Genomic DNA, 12,652 nt, shown 5'->3' on the forward strand with positions numbered 1-12,652 from the left:
TTAAAACATTATGACAGGAAAAGCACTCTAAAATCGCGTTATGACTTATACTTTTTAATAAGCTAAAGGGATGTAACTCAAACTTAACTCCTGACTAAAAAATTCTGTTCTAATCTAGATCAGCATTTGCACAGAAATAATCAAAGGATTCTGATTATGGCTACTAATTTCCCTATAAATTTACCTCGCGCTATAGCAATGTCATGCTTGCTATTAGTAGCACCAAATACGATGGCCCAAGAATGGGTTTATTCAGTGGTAGAAGGGGACACTCTGTCCGAATTTAGCCAAAAACATCTCTACAAAACGTCCTATTGGAAACAGCTCCAGAAAATTAACAATATTACTGACCCTAAACGCATTCCCGAAAACACCAAACTTAGGGTCCCTCTTGCTTGGGTTAAGTCTCAACCAGCCTCTGCCGTTGCGACTGCGATTGAAGGGGATGCCACAATAATCAAGCACACTGACAATAGCCAAGAGGTACTCACGCTCAAATCAAAGTTTAACTTGGGCGATCAGTTGCTTACGGGAAACCAAGCGAGTGTTATTGTCCGTTTCGCAGATGGTAGTGAGATGCTGGTGTTACAAAACTCACAAGTTAGCTTTAATCACCTACGTCAATACGGTGAAACAGGTATGGTCGATTCTCGAGTTCAACTGATCTCGGGAGAAATTGACACCGTAGCACAGCCACAAAGGGGTGATGGAGCTCGTTTAGAAATCCATACCCCTGCAGCCATTTCGGCTGTCAGAGGCACTGAGTTTCGTACCGCGTATTCAGCTGATAGCAATTCGGCACGTATCGAAGTGCTTGAAGGCGGAGTTGCTGTAAAAGGCGCTAAAAGAACACGTTTAGTCAGATCAGGCTTCGGTACAACCGTTGAAAAGAATAAAGCGCCAATGGTGCCTAAGAAGCTACAACCCGCACCAACGCTGCTAGAGCTCCCGGAAGAGATACAGCAAATGGGTTATGAAGTTCGCTGGAATGAAAATTCAAAAGCAGCCAATTACCGCGCGCAGCTTTCAAAATCAGACCAGATGACAACGATTTTATGGGATAGTCACAGCCCTCGTAACCGAATCAATCTGCCAGACCTCGCAGACAATACTTATTATCTACAAGTTAGAGCCATCGATCATGATGGCATTGAAGGTTTCGCAACAAACCAAGAAATCATTCTGAATGCGCGCCCACAACCACCATTCCCTATAACGCCAGCGAATAAAGCGACGCTTAGAGGACAAACACCGTTATTAGAATGGACCCGCTCAAGTGATGCTGAAAGCTATGTAGTAGAGATAGCAACAGACGCTAACTTCCAAAATATTGTTACATCTGATTCAGGCCTAACCACACCCAACCTAAATCTGACAGGCTTGGTCGAATCACAAACCTATTTTTGGCGTCTGGCGAGTGTTGATAGCAAAAGAGAACAAGGCCCGTACAGCGATACTCGAGTTTTTGATGTTAAGCCTATACCGGCAATCCCTCAGCCTGAGCTAGAACAAGATGAACAAGAGGTAAAACTGTCATGGGCGTCCAGCGAATATGAGCAAACCTATCAGGTACAAATTGCCCGTGATCGTAAATTTGCAACTATCCTTACAGATACAACCGTGGCAGAACCAGAAATAGCTATTCCTCGGCCCGAAGGTTATCGCTACATCCGAGTAAGAGCATTGGCCGATGATGGCTATGCAGGTGCTTGGGGTGTAACTCAGGAGCTTACCCCTCCTCCGAGTGATAGTTGGGTTTATGTATTTGGATCATTTGTATTGACCATTTTGCTGTTATGATTAAACGCCGATTACAACAATTGATAATTCTGGGATTACTCTTTCTCAGTATTGTGATCGGCTATAATAGCTCCCTACTCCAACGTGTTGACCTTATTGCTTACGACACCCTGATATCTCAGGAAGCGGATGATCCACCTGAAAATATCGCAATCATTGCAATAGATGACGCTAGTTTATCTCAATTAGGACGCTGGCCTTGGAGTCGAAGTGTCCACGCTGATCTGCTTTCACAACTTACAGAAGCTAATACCTCAGCCGTTGCCTTCGATATTCTCTTTTCTGAAACAGACAGTCCAGAAGCCGATCAGGACTTTGCCAGAGCAATCGCCCAACATGGCCGCGTAATTTTAGCAATGGCGCCCGAAAAATCAGACACCCCTGAAGGGATCAAAGAGCTACTACCTATCCCGACTTTAGCCGCGCCCAGTGATGGCATTGGTCATGTAGATACTGAAATAGATGTAGATGGCATTAGTCGAAGAGTTTATCTTTATGCGGGCTTAGGCGATCCTCATTGGCCAACTTTGGGTCTAGCGCTCTACCAAAGCTCCCAAGAGGCACAAACCAATCTCCCTTTTAAAAAATCTGCGTCCCCGTCGGGCTTAGGCTGGCTTCGCCAGATCCCCTTTTTGATTCCATTTTATGGCCCCCCTGGAACTATCCAGCGCTACTCATATATCGATGTGTTTAACGGTACAGTAGCTCTAGAGGAGCTAGCAAACAAAACACTGTTAGTTGGAGCCACTGCATCAGGTATGGGTGATTCGCTTAGCACACCAGTCTCAGGACAACATCAGCGAATGCCGGGCGTTGAATTAAATGCCAATATTGCAGCGGCTCTAATGGATAGACGATTTTTATTTGAACTCACACCTACTGTCAATCTACTTATAACGCTGGGACTTGCACTTACTGTTTTACCTTTTATGCATCTATTGCCGCGACGTTATTACCCACTAAGCATACTCTTTGCCATTGCAGTAACCATTGGCCTAACCATCACCTTATTTAATGAGCTAAAGCTATGGTTTGCACCTACCAATGCGCTAGCTCTACAAATTTTATTCTTTATTCTTCTTAGCTGGAAACGCTATAACGCCTCACAGCGACAGATCACAAAGCTAAACAAAGAAGTATATCAACAGCTGAATTTTGATCCGATTACTCACCTACCTAATCGCGAGATGATAAAAAGCCAGCTTGATACTGCGATCGCTGAAGCGCAAGAAGCTGAAATCATTGCTTTTCTAGTTATACAACTGAGCGGTATTAAAGAGGTAAATAACCGACTGAGTATCTCGGCAGGTGATAGCGCACTAAATATAGCAGCTCAGCAAATAAAAACCGCTGTAGGTTTCCATTACCCTGTGGCGCGCTTAGGTGGGATCGAGTTTGCAGTGATGTTGCCAAAGCAGGCTGATCAAAGTAATGCAGAGCAAATTGGCCGCCGATTACTACAGCTACTTCGCCTACCCTTTCAACTGCAAGATCAACATTTCTTCTTTAAACCGTCTATCGGCATCAGTCTGTATTCCCAAGATGGCAACGAATGCGACACTCTAATCAATAACGCCTATACAGCTATGCAGAAAGCAAAATCAAACCCTAAACGGGAACTCTGTTTTTATTCCACCAGCCTGAAACAACAAATCCTTGATGAGTCGTCGTTAGTTGCCGATCTCCATCAGGCTTTAAGTCAGGATCAATTTGAAGTTTATTACCAACCTCAAGTGTTAAGCTTAACCGGACAAGTTATCGGCCTAGAAGCCTTATTACGTTGGAATCACCCAAGGCGTGGACCTATATCCCCAGCAGTATTTATCCCAATCGCTGAGAAAAGCGGATTGATCATCGACATTGGTGAATGGGTTATGGAAACCGCCTGCCACCAAGCAGCCGCATGGAATTGGCAAAATGACAAGCCGATACGTATCGCCGTCAATTTGTCGGCTGTGCAGTTCCGTGACGAAAAACTTATCGAAAAAATTGAGCGTATACTGCAACAGACTCAACTATCTCCACAGCTACTTGAAGTCGAGTTAACAGAAACAGCCTTAATGGAAGACCATCAAGAAACTATCTCTACGCTTAACCATTTAAAAGAGATGGGCGTACAGATTGCTATAGATGACTTCGGTACGGGCTACTCCTCCTTAAGCTATTTGAAACAGTTTCCTTTGGATCGCATCAAAATCGATCAAAGCTTTGTCCGCGATTTGGATAAAAATGCGGAAAGCGCAGAGATAACCCAAGCGATTATCACAATGGCACGCAGCCTCAAACTCCAGATCATTGCTGAAGGTGTCGAAACTCAACAACAACGAGGTTTCCTGCTCACGCAAACCTGTGATGAGCTACAAGGATTTTACTTTAGTAAACCGCTTCCTTCTCGCGATATCTCCAAATTAATCAACCAATCTCGCTATCTCACCCCTAATGATCGAAGCCAAAAATCCGATTGAACCGCTTTTAATCTTCCACCGTTCAACGTATATATAACGGGTTAATTCTGGAGATTGGAAATGAGTCAAAACGTTCTACTCATCTATACTGGCGGCACCATCGGCATGCAAGCCTCTGATAAAGGCTATGTCCCTATGAGTGGATTTGAAGATGTCATTCGCAGCAGACTAGCACACTCTCACCATTCAGCCCTGCCTGATTTTGAGATGATTGAACTAAACCCGCTCATCGATAGCGCTAACCTTGAACCATCACACTGGAGCAAGATCGCTGATTTGGTTATCCAACACTATGAAAAATATGATGGTTTTATCGTCCTGCATGGCACTGACACCATGGCTTACAGTGCCTCTATGCTGTCATTTATACTTCAGGGGTTAAACAAGCCTGTGATCTTTACAGGTTCGCAAATTCCTCTGTCTGAATTACGGAATGATGCGCTAGATAATCTAATCACATCGATGATTTTGGCGGCATTTCATCCCATTAATGAAGTTTGCATCTACTTTAGCGGAAGACTTTTACGCGGAAACCGCGCTAGTAAAGTGAAAGCTACCGGGCTAGATGCGTTCGATAGCCCTAATTTTCCTTGGCTTGGTCAGATCGGTTTGCATATTGAGTTGCACAACAGGCTCTTTTTTCCTACAGAGAAAGAGAATTTCATCTCGCCACCGTTTGATCCTAAAGCGGTGTCTATCTTGCCGATCTATCCCGGTATCTGTGGACAACTAGCATCTAGCCTTCTCGAAAGTGAAGGATTAAAAGCAATTATCCTTAGAAGCTACGGCGTTGGTAATCTACCCGATAGCAACAAAGCGTTATTGAGCGCTTTGCATAAAGCTCACGAAAATGGGATTGTTATCGTTAATATCAGCCAGTGCTTACAAGCGGATATTCTCCAAGGACAATATGCCTGCAGCGAAGCTTTAAATGAGATCGGTGTTATTTCTGGGGGAGAGATGACCTTAGAAGCAGCCTTCTGCAAGCTTCATTATCTGTTAGCAAACAAGTTATCTGTGGAAGATATTCGGAAACAATTCCCTAACAGTCTGTGTGGCGAAATAGATACTGATTAGCAATTAGGGGATATCAATTTCCTCTAACCATGTTTGTTCATCAGGCTCTAAATATACCTGCTCAAGCAGCTCAACTGCCCAACGTTCCTGCTGAGCAATGTTTTGCAACATAGCAATCGCCATCACTTTTACAGCAGGCACAGGGCTCCAAATAGAACTGTTAAGGCAGCGCCAGTGATTATTATCACGTATTTTAGGGCGCTCAATCTGTTGCGTGCAAACATCACAAATCATGATGCAATGTTCAAAGTTCGGCTCCGTCAAAATAGGCGGCACCTCAAATATGCCTAATTTCACGCCTTGCGCATTACATAACTCACAATGAGAACTACAACGGCGCACCAGATCTTTGCCAAATAACGATAAACCGTGATGTCTCTCCTGATATCGTGCGTGACCTCTGGACATAATACATCTCCTTCTCCTTCCCTATTTAAGAAATAGCATAAACGCTGTTATATGAAAGAAATCTAAAAAAATAATGGCGAGAGTCTCTGAGCCTTAAATAACAAGGGGCGATACCATGAACGGTATCGCCCCTTTCTGCCGGATGGATACTCCGACTAATCGGCCTTCTCAGGCAAAAGGTCTATCTATGTCATGCAGCCTGTTGATGATCCCAGTGCAGGTGAATAATCTCGACTAACGCTTTAGGGCAATGCTGCCGTATCAACTTATGAGTTTCCGTCATTCGCTCTGCGGGAATATCCACCATGACTAGCACACCCCCTTGCTGTAAAGCATGCTTATACTTTGCCAGCAAATGTACCGGAGTGTCTTCACCAACCAGCTTTCCGAGCCATCCTCCTAAACCTATTCCAAGGATGCTACTTATGACCACTGTGCCACCGCTGACTACTGAGCCAACCGGACCTAACACTGTGGTTGCCACAAGGCCAGCTGCGAGGCCAAAACTGCCTCCTGCAACCATGCCCCAATCTAGATCATTTTCACGTTCGGTTGTTTCTATGTCGGTCGCGGCGCGCGCTGATATTTTCTCGATTAGAGATGCGTCTTCAGCTATAAAGTGAATAGATTCGTCTTCGATCCCAACCGCCAGAAAGTCAGCCACAACAGAATTTACTTGTGACACCGTAGGGGCGAGAAACACTAGCCTTCTCATGACCCTTAACCCTAAAAACAACACTTTTAGAGTATAGTTTATACCCTTTTTTCTGCTGGTGATTAGCGCGATTTGCACCGTATAATGCTTGAAATTTTTTCACGCAGAGGATTGGACAATGCTGCACATAGGGACCCCTTTATCAACTTCAGCTACCCGTGTATTAATGTGTGGTGGTGGCGAACTAGGTAAAGAAGTTGTCATCGAATTACAGCGTTTGGGAGCGGAGGTTATCGTTGTAGATCGCTACCCAAATGCGCCAGGAATGCAGGTAGCTCACCGTAGCCACGTTATCTCCATGCTAGATGGCGAAGCACTTCGTAAAGTGATCGAAGAAGAGAAGCCAGATCTTATCGTTCCAGAGATCGAAGCGATCGCGACAGATACACTGGTTGAGCTAGAAAACGAAGGCTTCAACGTTGTACCTACAGCTCGTGCAGCTCAACTGACAATGAACCGTGAAGGGATCCGTCGTTTAGCTGCTGAAGAATTGGATATTCCAACGTCTCCATACCAGTTTGCTGAAACCTACGAAGAGTACAAAGACGCGATTACAAACGTGGGGATTCCATGTGTTGTAAAACCGATCATGAGCTCTTCTGGTAAAGGCCAAAGCACGATTAAATCAGAAGACGAAGTAGAAGCAGCTTGGCAATATGCTCAAGAAGGCGGTCGCGCTGGTAAAGGTAAAGTGATTGTCGAAGGCTTCGTTGATTTCGATTATGAAATCACGCTTCTCACTGTTCGTCACGATAGCCAAACAAGCTTCTGTGAACCAATTGGTCACGTTCAAGTGGGTGGTGACTACCGCCAATCTTGGCAACCACAAGAGATGAGCGACAAAGCGCTGGAAGTCTCTAAAGATATCGCAGAGAAAGTTACAGCAGCACTTGGCGGTCACGGCATCTTTGGTGTTGAGCTGTTCATCAAAGGCGATCACGTTTACTTCAGTGAAGTATCTCCTCGCCCACATGACACTGGCATGGTAACGATGATCTCTCAAGATCTATCCGAATTTGCGCTACATGCACGTGCAATTCTAGGTTTGCCAATCCCGAATATTCATTTCCACGGCCCTTCTGCATCCAGTGTTATTTTGGTTGAAGGTGAATCCAAACAAGCACGTTTTGGTAACCTTCAGCAGGTACTTGCAGAGCCTAACACTCAACTACGTTTATTCGGCAAGCCTGAAGTAACAGGTCAACGCCGTATGGGTGTGGTACTAGCGCGTGACAACAGCGTGACAGAAGCTAAAGAGAAAGCGATTCGTGGTTCTACCGCGATGAATGTTGAGCTTTAATAGTTCAAACTTTCCTAATTCAGGCAGATCTTCGTATCTGCCTGAATTTTATGGAACCTTTAGCGTTTCTGGATAACTAAGGAACCTAAGAACAAGTCTTATACGACTTTGCTATGCCCCTTGGGTACAGGCTTACAGAGCAATTGAAGCACGAGGAAATGATTACAGGCATGCTGGTTGCCTGTCGAAAATCATTAACAAAGTGATTCAGTTGCTCTGAAAGCCCCAAAGGGTGGGGTCTAAAACGACCATCTACTTTGTCAGCCAGCTTGAAAAGGTCTAGACATTTCGCTGCACTGGCTTTCGTGTATCTGGTCGTTTTATAACCCACTGAGAAAGTATTAGACTTATTCGCAGGTTCCAAAGTACAAACGCTCAAAACTAATAAGGATAAGCGAAATGGCTGAACCAAAATGTCCAGAATGTAAGGTAGAAGGTATTGAACACATTGTCTCTAAAGACAGTACCGAACAAGCCAAAGACAGCCATGCCTGGTTCCAAGTCGCTTATTGTGACAGCTGTGGACATATCTACGGCGTATTTGCAAAACACACCATTCCAGCGGGCAAGATAGGTCCGCAACTTGTCCTGAACCGCTAAAAAAGTGGACCTGATTTAGAAAATAATCAGGTGCATGATTCCCCTAACTGTCATACCAAATAAACCACCGTATACGGCATATCTAATGACTTGCCCAATACGTTTGCCAGCAGCTGCAAAGATAGCGACACCGAGAACATCAAGTGGGTTGGTTGCAAAACCGGCCATACGGTTTAGCTCATTGACGGTGATTAAGCCCTGATTGACCAAATCGATTGTCACGCCCATAAAGGCCGTGCCACCAGCAATAAACTTAGTCACCAATGGAAGCACTGTGGCTTCAGGTAAACCGATCAAACCCAAAGCAGGTGCTAGTGCCGAGCTTAACAAACCGATCGCTCCAGTTACCTTTAAGATATTGACGAAGCAGATCGCTAAAATCAGCATGGGTAGCATATCGAGAACAAGCTTCATCCCCTCTTTACCACCCTCGCCAAGTAACTGCATAACCGACTTTTTACTGCCAGCTTCCGCTGCTATCTCTGTTTCTTGAGTATCTGGATCAGTCAGGTTTCGCGTTAAAAGATAATAGGTAAACGCTGCAGCGGCTAAGCCTCCCACAACAGAGGTAAGCAAGGTCACTCCTAAATCCAAACCCACAGCGCTTAGCGGAAAAGTCGCATTAGCTTGTGACATGGCTAACACCATCGCTAATGTAGCTGCGATATAACGGCGCGAAGTACCGTTTTTATCCATTAAAGTTAAGGTGGCTAAAGGTGCGATAAAGCTGACAAACAGTAGCTTTAACATCGCCAATACACCTAGGCCTGGAATACCAAAGATGCGAGAAACTGGGGCCAACATATTAGAGATCCAGCAAAGTACACCTTTCGCCTCTAATAGCTTCATGAGTGACAACATCACAACCATGATCGGCAGTAGGATATACAACCCCATATCTAAGCCAGAACGGCCAGATTCAAGAATTAGCTCAACAATTTGATCCACGGGGGCAAGGTCTCTAAAAAGTGGTTAGGCCAGGAATTTTACCTAGCCCTTACCCCTTAAACCAGCTATTCCTAATATTTTTTGTCAATTGGTAAGACCAATATTAAAGATCGTAAGGCTCGATCTGGAAAGCTTCCATAATATAACCGGAGGTCGCCATATCATTGCTGACGGTCTCAGTGTTAATACGCCCTGTTACCCAAACGGCATCATAAAGGTTTTCGACATGAGTACCCGGTTCAAAATTGACGTGAATAATTTGGTTCGACGGTGGCGGTGGAACATGGATACAGGCTCCAAAATAAGGCACCAAAAAGAAGGTCGTTACGGTTTGGCCTTCAGATTCTAGAGGCACAACATAACCAGGAATCCTGATCATTTTCCCGTCGACCTCAGGAACGACTGGAGCAGACTGCATTGCAGCCATCATTTGATCCAACAACTCCTGCGCTTTGGGATCAAAATCATCGATCATGGCCATCTCATCAGTGATGCCCAAAAGCTCATCTAACGAGAAGTCCGCTGGCATTAACTGTTCCCACTCAACCTCTTCTACTTTTTCACCATTTAGCATATTTGCCGCAGCAACATTACTTAACGCCAACAAAATTAGGCTAAATAGCCAAACGGGGAATCGCCCACTGAGCATTACACTCTCCACTAAATTTTAACTGCTACACCATCCGCTAGGGATTGTTTGTACGCTCGATATCCAGGTACAGCACCAACCACTGTGCCAGATACCAATAACACAGCAATGAGCTGCCATTGCCATAAGGTAGGCCCAGTAATACTTAACCAAACACCAAATTCTGTCTGGAGCCAAGGTGCTAATAATAGCAAGTTTAAGTACAACAAGAGCATGCCCAATATAATACTGATCGCTGTAACGAGAAAAGATTCCAAAATTAGTAAAGATAATATTTGCCAGAGACGCGCACCAACCGAACGAAGAATCGCTATCTCCCTGCGTCGCTCATTAAGGCTGGCTAACAGCAAGGTCATCAAACCTAGCATGCTGGATATGATCACGAGACCAGACACCACCAGTAATGCTTGTTCGGCCAAAGAGAACATCTGCCATAAGGACTGTAAGGCCAACCCCGGAATAATCGCTTGTAATGGTTCTTTTGAGTATTGGTTGATGGATCTTTGCAGGTGGAAAGTAGAAAAGCGGGATGTTAGCCCGAGCATAAACGCCGTGATCTGCTTTGGCTCTAGCTCGCTTAGTTGCTCTTCCGTGTAAACCCCGCTCGATCCAGGTATCTGAACCCCTGCTTTCCAATCGATATGTATCGCTTCTATAGCCGCTAAACTCACATGTAATGTTTGATCTACGGGGGTCCCTGTAGGCTCAAGAATGCCTACGACCTTAAAAGGCTTATCATCATGTTCGACCAGAGAGGCATTACCGCGACCATGAGCGATCACAACAGAATCGCCTAACTTGTATTGCAATTTTTCCGCTACATCGGAGCCAATGACAACATCAAACACTCCTTCAAACTCTTTGCCTTGCTCCAAAGCTAAAGGTTGTTTTTTGCCGTAACGAAAGTACTTAAAGTAATCAGATGAAGTTCCTAATACTGGGTAACCACGATGGGAATCACCCAATGAAAAAGGAATGCTCCAAGCAACCTTTGAATGACGACTAATCGCCTGATAGCTACTCCACGAGAGATTATTGGTAGCATCGCCTAAGCGGAACACCGAATAGAGCAATAAGTTGATGGAACCACCCTTAGCCCCAACAATCAGGTCGGTACCAGATACAGTGGAGGAGAAACTGCTTTTAGTTTGAGTCCTCAGCGTGTCTACCGCCATAACCAGCATGATACTTACGCTGAGCGACAAGACAGTCAATAGGATAGTACTCTTACGATTAAGTAAGCTCTGCCAAGTTAAACGAAATAAGATCACAACGTGAAGCCCCCATCAGTACTAGGAACTAATCGTTCAACCCTCGAGAAGTACTGCTCTAAGTTTGGATCATGACTTACCATCATCAAGGCAGCCCCAACCGATTCACACTGCTTACATAAAAGCTGCATAAACATATCTCTATGTTCAGTGTCTAAAGCCGAGGTGGGTTCATCCGCAATAATTAGCTCAGGTGAGCCAAGCATCGCCCTAGCCACAGCCACACGTTGCTGCTGACCAGTGGAAAGCGCGAGTACCTTTCGCCCTGCAGTTAGGCTATCCCCCAAACCTAATTCCCGCAGAAGATACTCAGCCCCTTTAGTAACACTACCGTATTTTTCTTCAGCTCTCGTTTTGCGAGAAGCAGAGAAATGGCAAGGCAACGCGACATTGTCGATAAGATCGAGATGAGGTAACAGATTAAATTGCTGAAATATAAAACCGATATGGTCAGCACGAAAACGATCCATCTTCCGAGAAGAAAAGGCACCTACATCTTGCTCTAGTATTTTGATAGAACCAGAAGATGGAGCAATCATACCGCCCAATAGATTGAGCAATGTACTCTTACCACTTCCTGAAGAGCCTTTAATAAAGACACTTTCGGCCTGCTTTAACTCAAAATAAGGAACCGTGATCCCGTGAGAATGACGGTTCCATCTAAAAGTTAAGGCATCAATTTCAACAGCGCTTGGCATTTTGATTCCTTAATTAAAGCTCTAAGACCCTCTGCTTAGGCGTGAGTTCCACAGAGCGGATATCGGCACCATTTAGCACGTTTACTTTCACAGTTTCCATGTGAGGGAAATGGCTAAAGAAATCTAATGTTACTGCATTTATTTTTGCAGGGTTAACACACTGGAAGTGATAATGCGCTGTAATGTTGCGATGCGTTTCTTCACCGTGATCATGATGCTTTTCATGGTCATGATGATCTGCGTGATCGTGGTGCTTATCGTGGCCATGATGGTCTTCATGTTTATGATCGTGGTGATCAGAATGGTCATGGTGATCATCATGCTTGTGATGGTCATCTTTATAACCGTGGTGCTTATCATGATGAACTGCATGGTCATGATGTGCGTGCTCATCTTCCTCTTCACCGATCGTTACTTTAGCGTCATCAACAATACATAGCGCATCGTCTGGAAATTTAACGCGAGCATAAGCATCTTTTAGCTGCTTAGTGGCACTCTTAATTTTTTGTTTGTCTTCAGCACTTACCGCTTCGTGCTCAAAACCGGCAATGTTCATTAGAGGGGAACGTAGTTCCATCTCCGCAACGTTACCTTCAATAACAAAATTTAGCTCGGCAATTCCATGAACATGAGCTTCATGTTGATGGCTTTCAGCCATAACAGAACTTGCTAACACGGCTGTAGATACCGCCGCTAAACGAAAAGCTTTATTTAAAATCAT

12 protein-coding genes are annotated in these 12,652 nt (G+C 44.7%); 5 read left to right on the top strand and 7 right to left on the bottom strand.

Features of this window, described 5'->3' with window-relative positions; all coding sequences use genetic code 11:
* Positions 1-156 precede the first annotated feature (156 nt).
* Genes ACMXYX_RS13045 through ansA form a run of 3 tightly spaced genes read left to right on the top strand, consistent with a single transcriptional unit; the run spans position 157 to position 5,342 of the window.
* Positions 157-1,800 (top strand): FecR domain-containing protein, encoded by a 1,644-nt coding sequence (locus ACMXYX_RS13045; RefSeq protein WP_415906083.1) that lies wholly within the window; start codon positions 157-159, stop codon positions 1,798-1,800.
* Positions 1,797-4,265 carry an EAL domain-containing protein gene (locus ACMXYX_RS13050; RefSeq protein WP_415896777.1) on the top strand — a complete coding sequence of 823 codons (2,469 nt, stop codon included), beginning with the start codon at positions 1,797-1,799 and terminating at the stop codon, positions 4,263-4,265. The genes ACMXYX_RS13045 and ACMXYX_RS13050 overlap by 4 nt, the downstream gene beginning before the upstream one ends.
* Positions 4,266-4,325: 60 nt before the next feature.
* On the top strand, positions 4,326-5,342 hold the full coding sequence (ansA, locus tag ACMXYX_RS13055) for an asparaginase (RefSeq protein ID WP_415882064.1): 1,017 nt from the start codon (positions 4,326-4,328) through the stop codon (positions 5,340-5,342).
* Between the two features lie 3 nt (positions 5,343-5,345).
* On the opposite strand, the gene ACMXYX_RS13060 is transcribed toward ansA, so the two are convergent.
* Positions 5,346-5,750, bottom strand: coding sequence for a phnA protein (locus ACMXYX_RS13060; RefSeq protein WP_415882065.1), 405 nt, complete (start codon positions 5,748-5,750; stop codon positions 5,346-5,348).
* Positions 5,751-5,940: 190 nt separating this feature from the next.
* On the bottom strand, positions 5,941-6,465 hold the full coding sequence (locus ACMXYX_RS13065) for a hypothetical protein (protein ID WP_415896778.1): 525 nt from the start codon (positions 6,463-6,465) through the stop codon (positions 5,941-5,943).
* Positions 6,466-6,583: 118 nt separating this feature from the next.
* Here ACMXYX_RS13065 and purT point away from each other — a divergent pair, with 118 nt between their 5' ends.
* Together purT and ACMXYX_RS13075 are read left to right on the top strand one after the other, a co-directional pair.
* Complete coding sequence (gene purT, locus ACMXYX_RS13070; RefSeq protein ID WP_415896779.1) at positions 6,584-7,765, top strand: formate-dependent phosphoribosylglycinamide formyltransferase; 1,182 nt, start codon at positions 6,584-6,586, stop codon at positions 7,763-7,765.
* A 399-nt stretch (positions 7,766-8,164) separates the two neighbouring features.
* Complete coding sequence (locus ACMXYX_RS13075) at positions 8,165-8,365, top strand: transcriptional regulator (protein ID WP_415882068.1); 201 nt, start codon at positions 8,165-8,167, stop codon at positions 8,363-8,365.
* A gap of 15 nt (positions 8,366-8,380) precedes the next feature.
* Here ACMXYX_RS13075 and ACMXYX_RS13080 read toward each other — a convergent pair whose 3' ends face one another.
* From ACMXYX_RS13080 to ACMXYX_RS13100, 5 genes are all read right to left on the bottom strand, one after another.
* Complete coding sequence (locus tag ACMXYX_RS13080) at positions 8,381-9,313, bottom strand: nucleoside recognition family protein (RefSeq protein ID WP_415896780.1); 933 nt, start codon at positions 9,311-9,313, stop codon at positions 8,381-8,383.
* Positions 9,314-9,416: 103 nt separating this feature from the next.
* Positions 9,417-9,962, bottom strand: a complete 546-nt coding sequence (locus tag ACMXYX_RS13085; protein WP_415896781.1) for a DUF3299 domain-containing protein — start codon at positions 9,960-9,962, stop codon at positions 9,417-9,419.
* Positions 9,963-9,973: 11 nt separating this feature from the next.
* Complete coding sequence (locus ACMXYX_RS13090; protein WP_415896782.1) at positions 9,974-11,233, bottom strand: ABC transporter permease; 1,260 nt, start codon at positions 11,231-11,233, stop codon at positions 9,974-9,976.
* Positions 11,230-11,931 carry an ABC transporter ATP-binding protein gene (locus tag ACMXYX_RS13095; RefSeq protein ID WP_415896783.1) on the bottom strand — a complete coding sequence of 234 codons (702 nt, stop codon included), beginning with the start codon at positions 11,929-11,931 and terminating at the stop codon, positions 11,230-11,232. The genes ACMXYX_RS13090 and ACMXYX_RS13095 overlap by 4 nt, the downstream gene beginning before the upstream one ends.
* 13 nt (positions 11,932-11,944) lie before the next feature.
* Positions 11,945-12,652, bottom strand: a complete 708-nt coding sequence (locus ACMXYX_RS13100; protein WP_415882073.1) for a ZrgA family zinc uptake protein — start codon at positions 12,650-12,652, stop codon at positions 11,945-11,947.

Source organism: Neptuniibacter sp. QD72_48 (genome assembly GCF_047778065.1).
Lineage (GTDB): Bacteria > Pseudomonadota > Gammaproteobacteria > Pseudomonadales > Balneatricaceae > Neptuniibacter.

Bases quoted from the DNA above. Each gene is read 5' to 3' on its own strand.
- ACMXYX_RS13050 (WP_415896777.1), top strand. From the start codon at position 1,797: ATGATTAAACGCCGATTACAACAATTGATAATTCTGGGATTACTCTTT.
- ACMXYX_RS13100 (WP_415882073.1), bottom strand. From the start codon at position 12,652: ATGATTTTAAATAAAGCTTTTCGTTTAGCGGCGGTATCTACAGCCGTG.
- ACMXYX_RS13095 (WP_415896783.1), bottom strand. From the start codon at position 11,931: ATGCCAAGCGCTGTTGAAATTGATGCCTTAACTTTTAGATGGAACCGT.
- ACMXYX_RS13045 (WP_415906083.1), top strand. From the start codon at position 157: ATGGCTACTAATTTCCCTATAAATTTACCTCGCGCTATAGCAATGTCA.
- ACMXYX_RS13075 (WP_415882068.1), top strand. From the start codon at position 8,165: ATGGCTGAACCAAAATGTCCAGAATGTAAGGTAGAAGGTATTGAACAC.
- ACMXYX_RS13065 (WP_415896778.1), bottom strand. From the start codon at position 6,465: ATGAGAAGGCTAGTGTTTCTCGCCCCTACGGTGTCACAAGTAAATTCT.
- ACMXYX_RS13060 (WP_415882065.1), bottom strand. From the start codon at position 5,750: ATGTCCAGAGGTCACGCACGATATCAGGAGAGACATCACGGTTTATCG.
- purT (WP_415896779.1), top strand. From the start codon at position 6,584: ATGCTGCACATAGGGACCCCTTTATCAACTTCAGCTACCCGTGTATTA.
- ACMXYX_RS13085 (WP_415896781.1), bottom strand. From the start codon at position 9,962: ATGCTCAGTGGGCGATTCCCCGTTTGGCTATTTAGCCTAATTTTGTTG.
- ansA (WP_415882064.1), top strand. From the start codon at position 4,326: ATGAGTCAAAACGTTCTACTCATCTATACTGGCGGCACCATCGGCATG.